Source organism: Pseudomonas arcuscaelestis (assembly GCF_016881005.1).
Classification (GTDB): Bacteria; Pseudomonadota; Gammaproteobacteria; order Pseudomonadales; family Pseudomonadaceae; genus Aquipseudomonas; species Aquipseudomonas arcuscaelestis.
The window spans coordinates 109,739-129,356 of the sequence record NZ_JACOPV010000016.1 but is presented as its reverse complement, the minus strand read 5'-3'; the positions used below and the strand labels follow the sequence as shown (position 1 = coordinate 129,356).

Sequence of the window (19,618 nt, the reverse complement as noted above, 5' to 3'; positions counted from 1 at the left end):
TTACATGAAGCAACATGCAGTACAGCCAAGTTTTCCGGCCAAGGCTTTAGCCCGGCTCATTTGCAGGTACTATTGACGGCTTTGCTCCCTGACGGTCCGATCCATGTCCCCGACTGCCCGCTTCCCCCTGCTACCGTATCTATTTGCCTGCCTGCTTGGCCTGTTTGCATTGGCAGGCCTCTGGTATGGGCTGGGCCAGCCGGTGGTCCTGCCGGATGCGGCCAGCGCCTCGCACAAACTGCAGTGCGCCTCCTACACCCCGTTCGACAAGGACCAATCGCCGTTCGACCAGCCATTCAAGCTTCGCCCAGCGCGTATGGACGCCGATCTGGCCTTGCTTTCCCAGCGCTTCGAGTGCATTCGCACCTATTCGATGACAGGGCTTGAAGCCATCCCCGAGCTTGCGCGCAAGCATGGTTTGAAAGTGATGCTCGGCGCCTGGATCAACGCCAATCCAGTCGATACGCAAAAAGAAGTCAAGGCCCTGATTGCCTCGGCCAACGCGAATGCGGATGTGGTCAAGGCGGTAATCGTCGGCAACGAAGCCCTGCTGCGCAAGGAAGTAACCGGCCCGCAATTGGCTGCATTGATCAAGCAAGTGAAAAGCCAGGTCAGTGTGCCGGTGACGTATGCCGACGTCTGGGAGTTCTGGCTGCAGCATCCGGAAATCGCCCCCACCGTAGACTTTCTCACCATCCACCTGCTGCCTTATTGGGAAGATGATCCCAAGGGCATCGACGATGCCCTGGTGCACGTCGGTGAGATTCGCCAGGTGTTCGGCAACCGCTTTGCGCCCAAGGATATCGTCATCGGTGAAACCGGATGGCCCAGTGAGGGTCGCCAACGCGAAACCGCATTGCCTAGCCGGGTAAATGAAGCGCGGTTCATTCGCGGTTTCGTCACCATGGCCGAACAGAACGGCTGGCATTACAACCTGATCGAAGCCTTCGACCAACCCTGGAAGCGTGCCAGCGAAGGCGCTGTAGGTGGGTACTGGGGCCTGTACGATGCAGACCGTCAGGACAAGGGCATTCTTGAAGGCCCGGTGAGCAATCTGGTGTTCTGGTCGCAATGGTTGATCGCAGGTGTCCTGCTGTTTGCTGCCACCCTACTGCTGGCCGGTCGTGTCAGTAGCACCCGCGCAGCCTTGCTGTTGCCGCTACTGGCAGCCCTTGGTGCCGCGAGCCTGGGCCTCTGGGGCGAGCTGGTACGAATCAACAGCCGCTTTGTTGGCGAATGGATCTGGGCGGGGTTGCTGGCGGGCTTGAACCTGCTTGTCCTCGCCCACGCGGCGCTGGCACTGGCGCAACGGGACGGATGGCGCCAGCGGCTATTTGCCTGGCTTGAAGCACGTGCTGGCTGGTGGCTGCTGGCGGCAGGTTTTGCTGCGGCAGTGAGCATGCTGGCGCTGGTGTTTGACCCGCGTTATCGCAGCTTCCCGAGCGCCGCATTGATTCTGCCAGCGGTGGTTTACCTGCTGCGCCCGGTGCGCGCACCGCGGGCAGAAATAGGCTTGCTGGCCTTTATCGTTGGTGCCGGCATCGCCCCGCAACTGTACAGTGAAGGCCTGAATAACCAGCAGGCGCTGGTATGGGCGGGCGTCAGTGTGCTGATGGTCGCGGCGCTGTGGCGCAGCCTGCGGGTTCGTGTTCAGGGCTAGCACCAAACGTCGTTAGCGCGTCAATGTGGGAGCCGGCCTTGCCGGCGATGGGACTGCCACGCAGCCCTTTGCGGATGAGTCCGCTCCCACCAGGGGTTGGTTCCCTAGCGCGAACGGCGCACCAGGCGCAATCCTGCCAGTACCACCGCAAACACCGCGATGCTGGCGGTGTACAACACCAGCGCCGGAATCCCGAACACCAAGGCCAGAACCGCCAGCCGCCAACCCGCACGGGCAGGCACCACTTGCGCCAGCAGCGCCAGGCCCAGGGCGGTCCAGGCGATGACCCGAAAGTGAATCATCAACCCCAAGGTCGAGCGTGCCTGGCACTCCCACAGTTGCGCCTGCTCGGCACAGATACCCACCCATTGGCCATCTTCCATCAGCACGTAACGCACCCCGTAACTGACCGCGACCCATAAGGGCACAAACAGCAACAATATGATCAGCGGCAAACGGCGAGACATGCAATGCTCCGGAATCTTCGAATTCGGCGCCCAGCATAATGCTCCGAGCCGTCTATGCAAGGCAAAAGCGCCAGGCTCGGCTACTTTGAACTGAAGATAAATGGAACCAATTGTTGCCGTGACACAATTAAAAGCGGCAACATCTGGGACGATAAATGCCGGAGCGCCAGGCAACTTTGCCAAGGACATCATGGTCCTAGCCTGCGTTACGCAATTTGCAGTTGCCTTTTTTGGGGATCCGTCATGCTTCGATTATTACGCCTCGCTGCCCTCGCCGGCGGCATTTTCCTGAGTGCGTCCGCTTCGGCACAAGATATCGATGCCGCCAGTTACGGCTATCCGCTGACCAATCCGTTCGAAGCCACCATCGCCACCACGCCCCCGGATCTACGTCCGGAACTGCCCACCGACGATGACATCTTTCAGTCCGACTACAGTCTGAATCTGCGGCCGGAACGTGCCTTCACCCTCCCCGATAATTTCTGGGCAGTGAAGAAGCTCAAGTACCGCCTGGCCAAACAAGATCACCCTGCCCCCCTGATATTTCTTATTGCCGGTACAGGTGCCCCCTACTCCAGCAGTATCAACGAATACCTCAAGCGGCTTTTTTACAAAGCCGGTTACCACGTAGTGCAGTTGTCCTCGCCAACCAGCTTCGACTTCATCACCTCGGCGTCGCGCTACGCCACACCGGGTATAAGCCAGGACGATGCCGAAGACCTTTACCGGGTCATGCAAGCGGTGCGCGCCCAACATCCGCGACTGCCGGTGACCGAGTACTACCTCAGCGGTTACAGCCTGGGTGCATTGGATGCAGCATTCGTCAGCCACCTGGATGAAACCCGACGCAGCTTCAATTTCAAGCGCGTGCTGCTGCTCAACCCACCCGTCAACCTGTACACCTCGATCAGCAACCTCGACAAGATGGTGCAAACCGAGGTCAAGGGCGTAAACACCAGCACCACTTTCTACGAACTGGTGCTGAGCAAGCTCACCCGCTACTTTCAGCAAAAAGGCTACATCGACCTCAACGACGCCCTGCTCTATGACTTCCAGCAATCGCGTCAACATCTGAGCAACGAACAGATGGCAATGCTTATCGGCACCTCGTTTCGCTTCTCTGCCGCCGACATCGCCTTTACCTCCGACCTGATCAATCGTCGCGGGCTGATCATTCCCCCCAAGTATCCGATCACCGAGGGCAGCAGCCTTACGCCGTTTTTCAAGCGTGCGCTGCAGTGTGATTTCGACTGTTACCTGACCGACCAGGTCATTCCCATGTGGCGGGCACGCACCGATGGCGGCAGCTTGCTCCAACTGGTCGATCAGGTCAGCCTCTATGCGCTTCAGGACTACCTGCAAAACAGCCCGAAAATCGCCGTGATGCACAACGCCGATGACGTCATTCTCGGCCCGGGCGACATTGGCTTTTTGCGCAAGACCTTTGGCGATCGCTTGACCCTTTATCCCCACGGCGGCCATTGCGGCAACCTCAACTACCGCGTCAACAGCGACGCCATGCTGGAGTTTTTCCGTGGTTAAACACTTATTGATTGCCACTGCACTGTTTGCCAGCGCCCTGGCCCAGGCTGATGAAGTCGCGCCGCGTGCCAGCGTAGTCGAAGCCGATGGCTTCACCGAACCACTCAAGGAACTGAAATTCAACCCCGGGCTGGACCAGCGAGAGTTCGAACGCTCTACCTTGGCGGCACTCAACGTCTATGACCCGCTGGAGTCGATGAATCGGCGGATATACCACTTCAACTATCGCTTCGATCAGTGGGTGTTCCTGCCGGTAGTCGATGGCTATCGCTACATCACCCCAAGCTTTGTGCGCACCGGGGTCAGCAACTTCTTCAGCAACCTGAGCGATGTGCCCAACTTGCTCAACAGCCTGCTGCAGTTCAAGGGCCAGCGCTCAATGGAGATCACCGCACGCTTGCTGCTCAATACCACCATCGGCGTTGGCGGGCTGTGGGACCCGGCGACAAAAATGGGCTTGCCCTACCAAGGCGAAGACTTCGGTCAGACCCTGGGTTTCTACGGCGTGCCGGATGGCCCTTACCTGATGCTGCCGATCCTGGGCCCGTCGAACTTGCGTGACACCAGCGGGCTGGTGGTCGATTACAGCGCTGAGAACTGGATCAATTACCTCAATGTCGCCGAAGTCAGCAGCAACCATCCAGAAGTGTGGATTTTGCGCGCGATCGACAAGCGCTACACCACCAACTTCCGCTATGGGCAACTGAACTCGCCATTCGAGTATGAAAAAGTCCGCTACGTGTACACCGCAGCGCGTCATCTACAAATCGCCGAGTAATCCTGCTCAGCCAGCGGCCTGGGGCAAGCCGAGGAAGTTGCACAACTCCCGACGCTTGGCCAGGGCATCGCGACGCCCCAGCTCGATCAGCTCACTGCAGTAGCCCGCCTCGAACAACAGGTAGCTGAGCACACCGGCACCGCTGGTTTTCGTCGCCCCCGGGCCACGCAGAAACAGGCGCAGGGCCGCAGGTAGCTCGCGTCGATGGCGTGCAGCGATTTCATCCAGCGGCTGACTCGGGGCCACCACCAATACATCGACTGGCGCCAGGCCAAGGCGACGGCGTTCCAGGTGCTCGGGCATCAGGTGGCTGAGGTGATTCAGGCGCTGCAACAGCTCAATGTCGTCCTCCAGGCTATCGATGAAGGTGCTGTTGAGCATATGCCCGCCAATCTGCGCCAGGCTCGGTTGCTGGCCGCTGAACACTCGCGCCCGCGACTCACCCTCCAGCGGCCGTTGAGGGTTGCCGCTGACCCCGACCACCAGCACGCGACTGGCGCCCAGGTGCAGCGCCGGACTGATGGGCGCCGATTGGCGAACCGCGCCGTCACCAAAGTATTCCTCGCCCAGTTTGACTGGCGCAAACAGCAGCGGAATGGCAGAGCTGGCCAGCAGGTGCTCGACGCTCAAGCGCGTCGGCAAGCCAATACGGCGGTGGCGCAGCCAGGGATCGATAGCGCCCCTACCCTGAAAGAAAGTAACCGCCTGACCCGACTCGTATCCGAAGGCTGTGACCGCCACCGCATGCAGGTGCTGCTGTTCGAGCGCCTGGGCGATGCCGTTGATGTCCAGGTGTTGGTTGAGCAACTGGCGCAACGGCGAACTGTCGAGCAACGCCACCGGCACCGGTGCGCCCAGTCCGAGAAGGCTATGCCCGACAAAGCGGCTGGCCTGGCGAATGACCCCGGGCCAATCACTGCGCAGTACCTGGTGACTGCGAAAGCCCTGCCAGAAACTGGTGAGACGACGGATGGCATCGGCAAAATGCATCGCGCCACTGGCCAGGGTCACAGCGTTGATTGCGCCGGCGGATGTACCGACGATTACGGGAAACGGATTGGCTGCATTGGCAGGGAGTAGATCGGCGATCCCGGCCAGCACACCCACCTGGTAGGCGGCGCGGGCGCCACCGCCGGAGAGGATCAATCCTGTGATCGGTTGTGCTGACATGGTGTCTCTCAAGAGAAAATCGTCCCGCGAATGGCGTCAACGCCGCTTGTCGTAGAGCTTCGGCGCTCCTGCCGGCCGTGACTTGAAGCGTCGGTGGGCCCACAAGTACTGCTCCGGGCACTCGCGCAGGGCACTTTCGATCCATTGGTTGATGCGCAGGCAATCGGCCTCTTCGGTCTCGCCGGGAAAATCCGCCAGCGGCGGATGAATCACCAGGCGGTAACCACTGCCATCAGCCAGACGCTGCTGAGTGAAGGGAATTACCCGTGCCTTGCCCAGGCGAGCAAATTTAGTGGTCGCCGTGACCGTCGCCGCCTCGATACCGAACAACGGCACGAACAGGCTTTGCTTGGCGCCATAATCCTGGTCGGGTGCGTACCAGATGGCGCGTCCGGCGCGCAGCAGCTTGAGCATGCCGCGCACGTCCTCGCGCTCTACGGCAAGCGAGTCGAGGTTGTGCCGCTCGCGGCCGCGCCGCTGAATGAAGTCGAACACAGGGTTACCGTGCTCGCGGTACATACCGTCGATGGTGTGTTCCTGGCCAAGCAGGGCTGCGCCGATTTCCAGGGTGGTGAAATGCAAGGCCATCAGAATGGCCCCTTGGCCTTCACGCTGGGCAGCCTGCAAATGCTCCAATCCTTCAATATGGGCCAGGCGTGCCAAGCGGGCCTTTGGCCACCACCAGCTCATGGCCATTTCGAAGAAGGCGATGCCGGTGGAGGCGAAATTTTCCTTGAGCAGACGCTTGCGCTCGACGGACGGTAGTTCCGGGAAACACAGCTCCAGATTGCGCGCAGCAATATACCGACGCTCACCGGCCACCCGATACATCAAGGCACCCAAAGCGCGCCCGATAACCAGCAATACCCGGTACGGCAGCTGCACGATCAGCCACAACAGGCCCAGGCCCAACCATAGCGGCCAGAAACGCGGGTGCAGAAAATAACGACGAAAACGCGGGCGATCCATTAAAGATTCCGGAATGACAATGGCCGTGCATTCTACAACGGTTCGGCACGGGTTGCGGCTAACCGGCGTTCTCGTTATAAGTCAGGGCACTTTTTCGCAACAAGCCGTCCAATGCAGACCATGAGCCAAACCCAAACGTCAGACCAAGACCCCGTGTTCCAGCTCAAGGGCAGCATGCTCGCCATTACTGTGCTTGAGCTCGCCCGGAACAACCTCGAAAGCCTCAACCGGCAGTTGGCGGCCAAGGTCGCCCAGGCGCCCAATTTTTTCAGCAACACGCCGCTGGTGCTGGCCCTGGACAAGCTCCCGGCAAGCGAAGGCGCGGTCGATCTGCCGGCGCTGATGCGCGTCTGCCGCCATCATGGCCTGCGTACCCTGGCCATCCGTGCCAGCCGCATCGAAGACATCGCCGCGGCGATTGCCATCGACCTGCCGGTGCTGCCGCCGTCTGGCGCTCGCGAACGCGCAGTCGAACCGGAGCCTGAGGTCAAGCCTGCTCCGGCGCCACCACCGCCCCCCGCGCCTGCCCCGGAACCTGCGATCAAGCCGACCAAGATCATCACCACGCCGGTACGTGGCGGTCAGCAGATCTACGCCCAGGGTGGCGATTTGATAGTAGTGTCGTCGGTCAGCCCGGGCGCGGAACTTCTCGCCGATGGCAACATCCATGTGTACGGTGCAATGCGTGGCCGTGCACTGGCCGGGATCAAGGGCAATACCCGTGCGCGCATTTTCTGCCAGCAGCTGACCGCCGAAATGGTCTCGATCGCCGGACAGTACAAGGTCTCCGAGGACTTGCGCCGCGATCCGCTATGGGGGGCCGGTGTGCAGATCAGCCTGTCTGGTGACGTGTTGAACATCACCCGTCTTTAACGGATACTTGCCGCCATTTTCTGCGCAACTTTTTTCGATGTTGCCGTTTTTTTTGTATTTTTGGGACTCGACGTCCTTCTTCATTAGGGGTGAAGCACCTTGGCCAAGATTCTCGTGGTTACATCCGGCAAGGGTGGTGTGGGTAAGACCACCACCAGCGCCGCTATTGGTACCGGCCTCGCACTGCGTGGCCACAAGACAGTCATCGTCGACTTCGACGTCGGCCTGCGTAACCTCGACCTGATCATGGGCTGCGAGCGCCGCGTGGTGTATGACTTCGTCAACGTGGTAAATGGCGAAGCCAACCTGCAACAGGCGCTGATCAAGGATAAACGCCTTGAGAACCTCTATGTCCTGGCCGCCAGCCAGACCCGTGACAAAGATGCGCTGACCCAGGAAGGCGTTGAAAAGGTCCTGATGCAGCTCAAGGAAGACTTCGAATACGTGGTCTGCGACTCCCCGGCCGGTATCGAGAAAGGTGCCCACCTGGCGATGTACTTCGCCGACGAGGCCATCGTCGTGACCAACCCGGAAGTCTCTTCCGTACGTGACTCGGACCGCATGCTAGGCCTGCTGGCGAGCAAATCGCGCCGCGCCGAACGCGAAGAAGATCCGATCAAAGAACACCTGCTGATCACCCGCTACCATCCAGAGCGGGTGAGCCAGGGCGAAATGCTTGGCGTTGAAGACGTCAAGGAAATCCTCTCGGTTGCCCTGTTGGGCGTGATTCCGGAATCCCAGGCGGTGCTCAAGGCATCCAACCAGGGTGTCCCGGTCATCCTCGACGACCAGAGCGATGCAGGCCAGGCCTACAGCGATACTGTCGACCGCCTGTTGGGCAAAAATGTGGAACATCGGTTCCTTGATGTTAAGAAGAAGGGATTCTTCGAGCGCCTGTTTGGAGGCAACTAACCAATGAACCTTTTTGACTTCTTTCGTGCCAGCAAAAAAGTAAGCACCGCCTCGGTCGCGAAAGAGCGTCTACAGATCATCGTGGCGCACGAGCGCGGTCAGCGCAGTACTCCGGACTACTTGCCAGCCTTGCAGAAGGAACTGGTGGAAGTAATCCGCAAATACGTCAACATCGGCTCCGATGATGTGCATGTCGCTCTGGAAAACCAGGGCAGCTGCTCAATCCTGGAACTCAACATCACCCTGCCCGATCGTTGATCGGCGCTTACGGGTAACCTGCCACGGCGATGGCTGGTGCTTGTGTAGAAGCGGGCTTGCCCCGCGATAGCGATGTAACTGAACAATCGCAATCGCGAGACAAGCCCGCTTGCACATAGGCGTCAGTCGTCGCCGTTGGCGTTTGCAGAGAACACGCAATGCCGCTGTCCAATGTTCAAGTCCTGTTCGAAGACGCCGCCATCCTGGTGATAAACAAGCCGACCTTGCTGTTGTCGGTGCCTGGGCGCGCCGACGACAACAAGGATTGCCTGATCACCCGCCTGCAGGAAAACGGCTATCCCGATGCCCTGATTGTCCATCGTCTGGATTGGGAAACCTCGGGCATCATCCTCCTGGCCCGCGACGCCGATAGCCATCGCGAGCTGTCCCGGCAGTTTCATGACCGTGAAACCGAGAAGGCCTACACCGCCCTGTGCTGGGGTCAGCCGGAGCTCGACAGCGGCAGTATCGATCTGCCGCTTCGCTACGATCCGCCGACCAAGCCACGGCATGTGGTCGACCACGAACAAGGCAAGCATGCCCTGACCTTCTGGCGCATTGTCGAGCGCTGTGGCGATCATTGCCGCGTGGAACTGACGCCGATCACCGGGCGTTCGCATCAGTTGCGCGTACACATGCTTTCGATTGGCCACCCGCTGCTCGGTGACCGCCTGTACGCCTACCCCGATGCGCTCGCTGCCCATGAGCGCCTGTGTCTGCACGCGAGCATGCTCAGCTTTACCCACCCGGTTTCCGGGGAGCGCCTGCGCTTCGAGTGCCCGGCCCCGTTCTAATACAGCGCACCGCGGCGCCAGCCCGCCTCCAGACCGTTTGGGAGCGGGCTTGCGCCACGACAGGCACACCACAAATCCGCCGCCAAGTACGTTAAACTCGCGCCACTGCTGTCTGGAGTGACCTATGCGCGAAGCACTGAATCAAGGCCTGATCGACTTTCTCAAGGCCTCCCCCACCCCTTTTCATGCCACCGCAGCCTTGGCCCAGCGCCTTGAAGCTGCCGGTTACCAGCGCCTGGACGAGCGCGATAGCTGGGCTACCGTAGCCGGCGGTCGTTATTTCCTGACCCGCAACGACTCTTCGATTATCGCCTTCAAGCTCGGTCGTCACTCGCCGCTGCTCGACGGTATTCGCCTGGTGGGTGCGCACACCGACAGCCCGTGCCTGCGGGTCAAGCCACAACCCGAACTGCAGCGCCACGGCTTCTGGCAGTTGGGCGTGGAAGTCTACGGTGGCGCCCTGCTCGCGCCCTGGTTCGACCGCGACCTGTCCCTGGCCGGACGCGTAACCTTCCGACGGGACGGCAAGGTTGAAAGTCAGCTGGTCGATTTCAAGCTGCCGATTGCCGTCATCCCGAACCTGGCGATCCACCTCAATCGCACCGCCAACGAAGGCTGGGCGATCAACCCGCAGACCGAACTGCCACCGATCCTTGCCCAGGTTGCAGGCGATGAACGCGTCGACTTCCGCGCCCTGCTCACCGACCAACTGGCCCGCGAACATGAGCTGAACGCCGATGTGGTGCTGGACTACGAACTGAGCTTCTACGACACCCAGAGTGCAGCCCTGGTCGGCCTGCACGGTGAGTTCATTGCCGGCGCCCGCCTGGACAACCTGTTGTCCTGCTACGCAGGCTTGCAGGCTTTGCTCAACGCCGACAGCGAAGAAACCTGCGTGCTGGTGTGCAACGACCATGAAGAAGTCGGTTCCAGCTCGGCCTGCGGCGCCGATGGCCCGATGCTGGAACAGACCCTGCGCCGCCTGATGCCCGATGGCGACGACTTCGTGCGCGTCATCCAGCGCTCGCTGCTGGTCTCGGCCGACAACGCTCACGGCGTACACCCCAACTATGCCGATAAGCATGATGGCAACCACGGCCCTAAGCTCAATGCCGGCCCGGTCATCAAGGTCAACAACAACCAACGCTACGCGACCAACAGCGAGACCGCCGGTTTCTTCCGCCATTTGTGCATGGCCGAAGAAGTGCCGGTGCAGAGCTTTGTAGTGCGCAGTGACATGGGGTGTGGCTCGACCATCGGCCCGATCACCGCCAGCCACCTGGGTGTACGTACGGTGGATATCGGCTTGCCGACCTTTGCCATGCACTCGATTCGCGAACTCTGCGGCAGTCAGGACCTGGCCCACCTGGTCAAGGTACTCACTGCTTTCTATCGCAGCCGCGACCTGCCGTAGATTTGCAGCGACCATCGTATTGCGGCGACCGTGTCGCCGCCACACGAGCCCGGGCAACCGGGTTCGTGCCCCGCCACTGACCTCAGTCACCCCCTCCGACAGCGATACCCGCTATCCTTGAATATAAATTCGAAATCAAGGACCTTGCCGCATGTCAGCTTTTCAATCCCTATTCCTTCCCGTTATGGCCGGCCTGATCATGCTGACCGTGGGCTTCAACTTTCGCGACCGCAATTTTGGCGTGGTGATGATGTGGATCGGCACCCTTGGCATGATCGGCATCATGTGCTGGAAGATCCTCGAGAAACTCAACTGACAAATACACTACACTCGGGCGATTGATCGTTTTGAGGTTGATTGTCCGGTGCCTGCCTTTTTCCGCGTTTTAGCTTTATTCCTGGCGTTATTCACCTTAGTCCCAGCCTATGCTGCCGGCCTGCCGAGCATGCTCGGTGGCAGCAAGGCCCAGCCAGAGGCAACCGAACCGCTGGGCCAGTCCCTGGATGAGGTGATCAAGACCCTGGAAAACGACCAGCAGCGCACCAAGCTGCTGGCCGATTTGAAGAAGCTGCGCGACAGCACCAAACAAGCCCAACCCAATGCCGAGCAAGGCGTGCTGGGCCTGATCGGCACCACCTTCGCCGAGCTGGAAAAACAGTTCAGTGGCGATGCCAGTCCGCTCACGCGCTGGAGTCGGGAACTTGAACTGGCACAAATCGAATTCGACGCGCGCCTGGTGCCCCTGCACGAATGGCCACCGATTCTGTTCGGCTTTGCCGCCATCCTTGCCCTCTGGAGCCTGCTGGCCTACGCCCTCAACTGGGTCAGCCACCAAGTACGCCTGCGCTTTGGCCTGAGCGAGGAGCTGCCGCAGCATCCTCGTACCTGGGACCTTGTGCGCTTTGCCTTGCGCAAGCTCGGGCCGTGGCTGGTGGCCTTGGTCATTACGGTGTACCTGAGCTTCGTTCTGCCCTCGTCGCTGGGCAAGTCGATGGCGATGGTGCTGGCCTACGCCTTGGTGGTAGGCACCTGCTTCTCGGCCATCTGTGTTATCGCTTTCTCCCTGCTCGATGGTCCGCACCGCCATCGCGCCTTGCATATCCTCCGTCACCAGGCCTTCCGACCGCTGTGGCTGATCGGCAGCTTCGCCGCCTTTGGCGAGGCGATGAACGATCCGCGCATGGCCGGTACTCTGGGCGATCATCTGGCCCATACCCTGGCCACCCTGGCCAATGTGCTCGCCGGACTGTCCACCGGGCTGTTCATCCTGCGTTTTCGGCGTCCCATCGCCCACCTGATTCGCAACCAGCCGCTGTCCCGGCGTCTCACCCGCCGCGCCTTGAGCGACACCATCGAAATTCTTGGCACCTTCTGGTATTTGCCGGCCCTGGTACTGGTAGCGATCTCGCTGATTGCCACCTTTATCTCTGCGGGCGACACCAGTACCGCCTTGCGCCAGTCACTGATGTGCACGGTGCTGCTGATCCTGTGCATGGTCATCAACGGCCTGGTGCGCCGCCATGGCCTCAAGCCGCAACGTGCCAATCGCCGCCAGGCGGTGTACAGCGAACGCTTGCGCAACTTCGGCTACACCTTGGTGCACATGAGTATCTGGCTGGTGTTCATCGAGCTGGGGCTGCGCGTCTGGGGTTTCTCCCTGATCGCGTTCACTGAAGGCGACGGCCACGAAGTGGCAGTTCGGCTACTCGGTCTGGCCGGCACCCTGATCGCCGCCTGGCTGGTCTGGATTCTTGCCGACACCGCCGTTCACCATGCCCTGACTCGCTCGCGCAAAGGCTTGGCCAATACCCGCGCACAAACCATGATGCCGCTGATCCGCAACGTGTTGTTCGTGGCTATTTTCATCATTGCGGTGATCGTAGCCCTGGCCAACATGGGCATGAACGTCACCCCACTGCTGGCCGGTGCCGGTGTCATCGGTCTGGCCATCGGCTTCGGTGCCCAGTCGCTGGTCGCCGACCTCATTACCGGTTTGTTCATCATTATCGAGGACTCCCTGGCCATCGATGACTACGTCGATGTCGGCGGTCACCTGGGTACGGTCGAGGGCCTGACCATCCGCACCGTACGCCTGCGCGACATCGACGGGATCGTCCACACCATCCCGTTCAGCGAAATCAAGAGCATCAAAAACTACTCGCGCGAGTTCGGCTACGCGATTTTCCGCGTGGCCATCCCGCACAGCATGAACATCGACCAGGCCATTAGCCTGATTCGCGACGTCGGCCAGAAGATGCGCAACGATCCATTGATGCGTCGCAATATCTGGTCACCGCTGGAGCTGCAAGGGGTGGAAAGCTTCGAGTCGGGCTCGGCCATTCTGCGGGCACGCTTCAAGACTGCGCCGATCAAGCAATGGGAAGTCTCACGGGCGTTCAACCTGGCACTCAAGCGACAACTCGACGAAGCAGGCCTGGACCTGGCCACGCCGCGCCTGAGCGTACAGGTGATCACCAGCGATGCCAGCACGCCGTTCAACGATGGCGAACGTAAGGCTTAACCCGCTTCGGCCTTGATGCGAATGGCATCGTGGCGCCAATACTCCAGGTCACAGTCGATCAGTCTGCCGTGCTGATCGCTGTTGACTCGGGTGATGTGCAGCCCGGGGTTACCCACCGACACCTTGAGCGCAGTGGCTGCCGCCGAGGGCAAGGCCGTTGGCAGGATCTCGAACGCCACCCGCCCATAGGCGATACCGTAATGACGGGCGTAAAGTTCGGTCAACGACTGGCTAAGGTCGTGATCGAGAATGCCCGGAAAATACTCCGGGTTGAGGTAGTGCTCGGCATACAGCACGGCACGATCGTCGATCCGCCGTAGCCGACAAATCTGGATAACACTGGACAGCGGCGCCAGATGCAAACGCGCGCAGACCATCGCGGCTGCAGGCAACAAGCGCGCCGACAACAACTGTGTGTGCGCTTCTCGGCCCTGCTCGCGGACCATGGCATGGAAGTGGCTGCGCTGGATAAGGTCATACGTCAGCCGTTCAGGTGCGACGAACCAGCCGCGCCGTTCCTCCCGATAAATCAACCCGCGCGCCTCCAACTGCACCAGTGCCTCTCGCAGGGTAATGCGCGTGGTATCGAACACTTCACTGAGCTTGCGCTCGGCCGGCAGTTTGCAGCCGGGCGACAGCAGACCATGCTCGATCTGCTCCTGCAGGGCATGACAGATGGCTGTTACTGCACGGGGTGGCAGTGGCGTCATCGAAGGTTACCTATCTGGACTAGTCCAGCACCTGCAGCGCACACAATTGGCGCCTTCAGGGCTATGAGAATAGTGCAAGCCTAGGCACCACAGATGAATCTCAGATGACAGCCAAGGTGGTCTACGCTTGATTTTCAGGGGCACAGACCCTGAGCAGGCGTGGCTGCGGACATTAAATTGTCATGCAACAGGCCTACCTTGGCTCGGGTATTGCTGACCTAGACCAACCGAATCGCAACAACGTCCAACAACACTTTTCGCGTTTTGCACGGCACCCATCAAGGAGCTTCGGATGAAACAGCTTTTTCTGGCCTCACTGCTCGGTTCGACCATCGCCCTGTCTACCACGGCCATGGCCGCCGGTACCGACCTCACGGCCCTCGAGGACGCCGCCCGCAAGGAAGGCGCCGTCAATAGCGTGGGCATGCCCGATGCCTGGGCCAACTGGAAAGGCACCTGGGAGGACCTGGCGAAAAAGTACGGCCTCAAGCATATGGACACCGACATGAGCTCGGCTCAGGAAGTGGCCAAGTTCGATGCGGAAAAAGACAATGCCAGCGCAGACATTGGTGACGTCGGAGCTGCGTTCGGGCCGATAGCCGTGGCCAAGGGTGTGACCCAGCCGTACAAGCCCAGCACCTGGGATCAGATCCCGGATTGGGCCAAGGATAAAGATGGCCATTGGGCCCTGGCCTATACCGGCTCCATTGCCTTCATTATCAACAAGCAACTGGTCAAAGCCGAAGACATGCCCAAAACCTGGCATGACCTGGAAAAAGGCAAATACAAAGTCGCCATCGGTGACGTAGGCACTGCGGCCCAGGCGGCCAACGGGGTACTGGCCGCAGCCATCGCTTACAAGGGTGATGAAAAGAACATCGAGCCAGGCTTGCAGTTGTTCACCAAGCTGGCCCAGCAGAAGCGCTTGTCGCTGGCCAACCCGACCATCCAGACCCTGGAGAAGGGTGAGATCGAAGTCGGCGTGGTCTGGGACTTCAACGGCCTGAGCTATCGCCAGCAGATCGACCCGACACGTTTTGAGGTTCTGATTCCGTCTGATGGCTCGGTGATTTCCGGCTATACCACCATCATCAACAAATATGCCAAGCACCCCAACGCCGCCAAGCTGACCCGTGAGTACATCTTCAGCGATGCCGGACAGATCAATCTGGCACAAGGCCACGCCCGACCAATCCGCGCCGAGCATCTGAAGCTACCCGCTGAGGTACAGGCCAAACTGCTGCCGAACGAGCAGTACAAGTCTGTGCAGCCAATCAAGGACGCCGCGGCCTGGGAAGCGACCTCCAAAAAGCTGCCACAGATGTGGCAGGAGCAAGTGATTATCGAGATGGAGTGAAGTTATTCGCCGGGCGAGCCCGCACCCACCAGGTTTCTCCTGGGGGAGCAGGCTTGCCCGGCGATAAGCCCCCTGCTACCGCGGAGAAGCCATGAAACACAACGTCATTCTGGTCCTGCTCGATGGTCTGAACTATCAGGTAGCCCACCACGCCATGGGTCACCTGCACGCTTATGTCGAGGCTGACCGCGCCGCCCTGTATCGCGTCGAATGCGAATTGCCAGTCCTGTCGCGGCCACTGTATGAATGCATCCTCACCGGCGTAGCGCCAATCGACAGCGGTATCGTGCATAACAACGTCACTCGCCTGTCGCAGCAACGCAGCATCTTCCACTATGCCCGCGAAGCTGGCCTGGGCACCGCAGCGGCGGCGTATCACTGGGTCAGCGAGCTGTACAACCGCTCACCGTTCGAGCCGCTGCGCGACCGTCACACCCATTCGCCCAAGTTGCCCATCCAGCACGGGCTGTTCTACTACGCCGATCATTACCCGGACTCGCACCTGTTCGCCGATGCCGAGTACCTGCGCCGCCGCCACGCGCCCAACTTTCTCCTCGCCCATCCGATGAACATCGATGACGCCGGCCACCGCCACGGCCTGGACAGCAGCCAGTATCGCAACAGCGCGCGCAGTGCCGACATTCTTCTGGCCGACTACCTGCACACATGGCTGCAGGAGGGTTATCAGGTGCTGGTGACTGCCGACCACGGCATGAACAACGACCGCTCGCACAACGGCCTGCTGGCCGAAGAACGCGAGGTTCCGCTGTTCGTGTTTGGCGAAGCGTTCAGCCTCGATCCGGCGGCCAAGCCGTTACAGACCGAATTGTGCGGCACCATCTGCGAGTTGCTGGGTGTCACGCATGACAAGCCTGTGTGCCGGGAGCTGCTCAAGTGAATTCGATCAAACGCGGCCGATGGCTGGCAATGCTTTTCCTGCTGCCTTTTGCGCTGTTCTTCATCATCTTCCAGATCGCCCCCTTGGCCTGGGTTGCGATCCACAGTCTGCAGGCGGAGAGTGGCTGGGGCCTGGCCAATTTCAGCAAGATCTTCGATTCGCGCTTCTACCGCCAGGCCATCCAGCACAGCCTGGAAATCAGCTTCTGGTCGAGCGTATTCGGTATTGTCATTGCCGTTCTCGGTAGCTATTCCTTGCGCAAGGTCGATTCGCGCCTGCGCGATTTTGTTAACGCATTCGCCAATATGACCAGTAACTTTTCCGGCGTGCCGCTGGCCTTTGCCTTCATCATTTTGCTGGGTTTCAACGGCGCGCTGACCCTGCTGCTGAAACAGGCTGGCATTATCGAGGACTTCAACCTCTATTCCAAAACCGGGCTGATCATTCTCTACACCTACTTCCAGATCCCGTTGGGTGTGTTGCTGCTTTACCCCGCCTTTGATGCGTTGCGCGAAGACTGGCGAGAGTCGGCGGAACTGCTCGGGGCCAGTTCCTGGCAATACTGGCGGCATATCGGCCTGCCGGTGCTGACACCCGCGCTGCTCGGCACCTTTGTGATCCTGCTGGCTAATGCCCTGGGTGCCTATGCCACGGTCTACGCCTTGACCACCGGCAACTTCAACGTATTGCCGATCCGCATCGCCGCCCTGGTGGCCGGCGACATCTCACTGGATCCGAACCTGGCCAGCGCCCTGGCGATGATCCTGGTTGGGTTGATGACATTGGTGACCGTTGTTCATCAATGGCTGCTGAAGAGGAGCTACCATGTCGCGCGCTGAACCAGGCACCCACCCGCTCTACCATCGCCTGATGGTCTACCTGCTGTTCATCATTCTCCTGCTTCCGCTGGCCGGCACCCTTCTCTACTCGCTGGCTACCAGTTGGTCGGCGAGTCTGTTGCCCAGTGGTCTTACGTTCAAGTGGTACCTGGCGCTGTGGAGCGACCCGCGCTTTCTCGCGGCCTTCGGCCAATCGTTGCTGGTGTGCGTAGGAGCGCTGTTGTTGTCGGTGCTGTTGATCCTGCCGCTGCTGTTTGTGGTGCACTACCACTTTCCGCGCCTCGATGCGCTGATGAACATCCTCATCCTGCTGCCGTTTGCCGTGCCGCCGGTCGTGTCTTCCGTGGGTTTGCTGCAGCTATATGGTTCGGGGCCCATGGCCATGGTCGGTACGCCGTGGATTCTGATCGGCTGTTATTTCACCGTGGCCTTGCCGTTCATGTACCGGGCCATTACCAACAACCTGCAGGCCATCAACCTGCGCGACTTGATGGACGCCGCCCAACTGCTGGGCGCGAGCACGTTCCAGGCTGCGTTTCTGGTGGTACTGCCAAATTTGCGCAAGGGTCTGCTGGTGGCCTTGCTGCTGTCGTTCTCGTTCCTGTTTGGCGAGTTCGTATTTGCCAATTTGTTGGTGGGCACCCGCTACGAAACCCTGCAGGTGTACCTGAACAACATGCGTAACAGCAGTGGTCACTTCAACAGTGCCCTGGTGATTTCCTATTTCCTCTTCGTGCTGGTGCTGACCTGGGTCGCCAACCACCTGAACAAGGACAAGTCCTGATATGAGCTTTGTCAGCGTACAGAATCTGCAAAAAAGCTATGGCGGCAACCCGGTGTTCAACGACATCAACTGCCAGATCCAACGCGGTGAATTTGTCACCCTGCTTGGCCCCTCCGGCTGTGGTAAATCCACCCTGTTGCGCTGCATTGCCGGACTGACCGCGGTCGATAGCGGCAAAATTCTCCTCGATGGCAATGATTTGGTCCCGGTGAGCCCGCAAAAACGTGGCATCGGCATGGTGTTCCAGAGCTATGCCCTGTTTCCCAATATGACCGTGGAACGGAACGTCGCCTTTGGCCTGCGCATGCAGAAGGTCAATGCCGATGAAACCCGCACGCGGGTGCGTGAGGTGTTGCAACTGGTAGAGCTGCAGGACTTCGCCAGCCGCTATCCACATCAGTTATCCGGTGGCCAGTGCCAACGCGTCGCCCTCGCCCGCTCACTGGTCACTCGCCCGCGCCTGCTGTTGCTCGACGAGCCCCTGTCAGCATTGGATGCGCGGATTCGCAAGCATTTGCGCGAGCAGATACGCCAGATCCAGCGCGACCTGGGCCTGACGACGATCTTCGTCACCCATGACCAGGAAGAAGCGCTGATTCTTTCAGACCGCATCTTCCTGATGAATCAGGGGCGTATCGTTCAGAGCGGCGATGCCGAAACCCTCTACACCGCGCCCGTGGATGTGTTCGCGGCAGGCTTTATCGGTAACTACAACCTATTGGACGCGCAGAGCGCCAGCCGCTTGCTGCAACGCCCTGTGGACAGTCGCCTGGCGATCCGCCCGGAAGCTATCGCTCTTAGCCTCAGCGGTGAGCTGGAAGGCCAGGTGCGCGGTCACAGCCTGCTTGGCAACGTGATCCGCTACCGCGTCGAGGCACGCGGGGTAGAATTGATGGTCGATGTGCTCAACCGCTCGTCCGCCGATCTGCACCCCGACGGCCAGCGGGTATCCTTGTTGATCGATCCCACCGCCCTGCGCGAAGTCGCGTGAGGGTTGCACAGGAGTTTTTCTGAACATGGCACTAGCGATTTTCGATCTGGATGAAACCTTGATCCACGGCGACTGCGCCTCGTTGTGGAGCGAACAGATGGCCCGCCTCGGCTGGGTCGATGGCGAATCCTTTCTGCGCCGCGACAAGGAGCTTATGGACGCCTACGGCAAGGGGCACCTGGCCATGGAAGACTATATGGCGTTCAGCCTCGAGCCGTTGATCGGGCGTACCCCGGAAGAAGTCGATCATCTGGTGGGACCGTGGGTTGAAGACTTTATCGAGCCGATTATCTTCAGCGACGCCACCCGAACCGTTGCCGAACATCGCAAGGCGGGCGACCGCATCCTGGTGATCTCGGCCTCGGGCACCCATTTGGTCGGGCCGATTGCCGCGCGCCTGGGCATTGATGAATACCTGGGGATCAACCTGCAAGTGCAAAACGGGGTGTATACCGGCAAAACTACCGGTGTGCTGACCTACCGTGAAGGCAAGATCACCCGTCTGCTGGAATGGCTGGATCAGGAAGAGGAAAACCTTGAAGGCGCAAGTTTCTACTCGGACTCGCGCAATGACCTGCCACTGCTGGTGAAGGTCGACTACCCGCATGTGGTCAACCCGGACCCGGTGCTGCGCGAGCATGCCGAGACCAACAATTGGCCGATTCATGCCTGGACGTGATT

At 60.1% G+C, this 19,618-nt stretch carries 20 protein-coding genes; 16 read left to right on the top strand and 4 right to left on the bottom strand.

Annotation, left to right across the window (positions count from 1 at the left end):
• Positions 1-103 precede the first annotated feature (103 nt).
• A complete protein-coding gene (locus H8F21_RS23335; protein WP_203585422.1) occupies positions 104-1,660 on the top strand; it encodes a glycoside hydrolase family 17 protein in 1,557 nt (518 codons plus the stop codon).
• Positions 1,661-1,764: 104 nt separating this feature from the next.
• Here H8F21_RS23335 and H8F21_RS23330 read toward each other — a convergent pair whose 3' ends face one another.
• Positions 1,765-2,127, bottom strand: a complete 363-nt coding sequence (locus H8F21_RS23330; protein ID WP_203479592.1) for a hypothetical protein — start codon at positions 2,125-2,127, stop codon at positions 1,765-1,767.
• 243 nt (positions 2,128-2,370) lie between these two features.
• Here H8F21_RS23330 and H8F21_RS23325 point away from each other — a divergent pair, with 243 nt between their 5' ends.
• On the top strand, positions 2,371-3,669 hold the full coding sequence (locus H8F21_RS23325; protein ID WP_203585421.1) for a serine/threonine protein kinase: 1,299 nt from the start codon (positions 2,371-2,373) through the stop codon (positions 3,667-3,669).
• Positions 3,662-4,447: an MlaA family lipoprotein gene (locus tag H8F21_RS23320; RefSeq protein WP_136475039.1), complete on the top strand. Its 786-nt coding sequence runs from the start codon at positions 3,662-3,664 to the stop codon at positions 4,445-4,447. The genes H8F21_RS23325 and H8F21_RS23320 overlap by 8 nt, the downstream gene beginning before the upstream one ends.
• A 6-nt stretch (positions 4,448-4,453) precedes the next feature.
• Here the strand turns inward: H8F21_RS23320 and H8F21_RS23315 are convergent, their stop codons facing one another.
• Both H8F21_RS23315 and H8F21_RS23310 read right to left on the bottom strand, forming a co-directional pair.
• Entirely contained in the window at positions 4,454-5,617 is a 1,164-nt protein-coding gene (locus H8F21_RS23315; RefSeq protein ID WP_203543010.1) for a patatin-like phospholipase family protein, read from the bottom strand.
• A 36-nt stretch (positions 5,618-5,653) separates the two neighbouring features.
• Positions 5,654-6,586 (bottom strand): lipid A biosynthesis lauroyl acyltransferase, encoded by a 933-nt coding sequence (locus H8F21_RS23310; RefSeq protein ID WP_203585420.1) that lies wholly within the window; start codon positions 6,584-6,586, stop codon positions 5,654-5,656.
• A gap of 111 nt (positions 6,587-6,697) precedes the next feature.
• Here H8F21_RS23310 and minC point away from each other — a divergent pair, with 111 nt between their 5' ends.
• The 7 genes from minC to H8F21_RS23275 all read left to right on the top strand — a co-directional run bounded on the left by minC (position 6,698) and on the right by H8F21_RS23275 (position 13,358).
• On the top strand, positions 6,698-7,459 hold the full coding sequence (gene minC, locus H8F21_RS23305; RefSeq protein ID WP_408004466.1) for a septum site-determining protein MinC: 762 nt from the start codon (positions 6,698-6,700) through the stop codon (positions 7,457-7,459).
• Between the two features lie 99 nt (positions 7,460-7,558).
• Positions 7,559-8,371: a septum site-determining protein MinD gene (gene minD / locus H8F21_RS23300; RefSeq protein ID WP_136475035.1), complete on the top strand. Its 813-nt coding sequence runs from the start codon at positions 7,559-7,561 to the stop codon at positions 8,369-8,371.
• A 3-nt stretch (positions 8,372-8,374) separates the two neighbouring features.
• A complete protein-coding gene (minE, locus tag H8F21_RS23295; RefSeq protein ID WP_007898843.1) occupies positions 8,375-8,629 on the top strand; it encodes a cell division topological specificity factor MinE in 255 nt (84 codons plus the stop codon).
• 158 nt (positions 8,630-8,787) lie between these two features.
• Positions 8,788-9,423, top strand: a complete 636-nt coding sequence (locus H8F21_RS23290) for an RluA family pseudouridine synthase (protein ID WP_203479597.1) — start codon at positions 8,788-8,790, stop codon at positions 9,421-9,423.
• 124 nt (positions 9,424-9,547) lie between these two features.
• Positions 9,548-10,837 (top strand): M18 family aminopeptidase, encoded by a 1,290-nt coding sequence (locus H8F21_RS23285; protein ID WP_203479598.1) that lies wholly within the window; start codon positions 9,548-9,550, stop codon positions 10,835-10,837.
• A gap of 151 nt (positions 10,838-10,988) precedes the next feature.
• Positions 10,989-11,153: a hypothetical protein gene (locus tag H8F21_RS23280; protein ID WP_168198441.1), complete on the top strand. Its 165-nt coding sequence runs from the start codon at positions 10,989-10,991 to the stop codon at positions 11,151-11,153.
• Positions 11,154-11,201: 48 nt separating this feature from the next.
• Positions 11,202-13,358: a mechanosensitive ion channel family protein gene (locus H8F21_RS23275; protein WP_203479599.1), complete on the top strand. Its 2,157-nt coding sequence runs from the start codon at positions 11,202-11,204 to the stop codon at positions 13,356-13,358.
• Here H8F21_RS23275 and phnR read toward each other — a convergent pair.
• Positions 13,355-14,068 carry a phosphonate utilization transcriptional regulator PhnR gene (gene phnR / locus H8F21_RS23270; RefSeq protein WP_203479600.1) on the bottom strand — a complete coding sequence of 238 codons (714 nt, stop codon included), beginning with the start codon at positions 14,066-14,068 and terminating at the stop codon, positions 13,355-13,357. The genes H8F21_RS23275 and phnR overlap by 4 nt on opposite strands.
• A 292-nt stretch (positions 14,069-14,360) precedes the next feature.
• Between phnR and H8F21_RS23265 the strand changes: the two genes are divergently transcribed.
• The 6 genes from H8F21_RS23265 to H8F21_RS23240 all read left to right on the top strand — a co-directional run bounded on the left by H8F21_RS23265 (position 14,361) and on the right by H8F21_RS23240 (position 19,616).
• Positions 14,361-15,425 (top strand): ABC transporter substrate-binding protein, encoded by a 1,065-nt coding sequence (locus H8F21_RS23265; RefSeq protein ID WP_203585419.1) that lies wholly within the window; start codon positions 14,361-14,363, stop codon positions 15,423-15,425.
• A gap of 91 nt (positions 15,426-15,516) precedes the next feature.
• Positions 15,517-16,323 carry an alkaline phosphatase family protein gene (locus tag H8F21_RS23260; RefSeq protein WP_203585418.1) on the top strand — a complete coding sequence of 269 codons (807 nt, stop codon included), beginning with the start codon at positions 15,517-15,519 and terminating at the stop codon, positions 16,321-16,323.
• Between the two features lie 5 nt (positions 16,324-16,328).
• Positions 16,329-17,162 carry an ABC transporter permease gene (locus H8F21_RS23255; RefSeq protein WP_203543071.1) on the top strand — a complete coding sequence of 278 codons (834 nt, stop codon included), beginning with the start codon at positions 16,329-16,331 and terminating at the stop codon, positions 17,160-17,162.
• A complete protein-coding gene (locus H8F21_RS23250) occupies positions 17,149-17,946 on the top strand; it encodes an ABC transporter permease (protein WP_203479603.1) in 798 nt (265 codons plus the stop codon). Before H8F21_RS23255 ends, H8F21_RS23250 begins: the two co-directional genes overlap by 14 nt.
• Position 17,947: 1 nt before the next feature.
• Entirely contained in the window at positions 17,948-18,937 is a 990-nt protein-coding gene (locus H8F21_RS23245; protein WP_203585417.1) for an ABC transporter ATP-binding protein, read from the top strand.
• A gap of 25 nt (positions 18,938-18,962) precedes the next feature.
• A complete protein-coding gene (locus H8F21_RS23240) occupies positions 18,963-19,616 on the top strand; it encodes an HAD family hydrolase (protein ID WP_203479605.1) in 654 nt (217 codons plus the stop codon).
• Positions 19,617-19,618 lie beyond the last annotated feature (2 nt).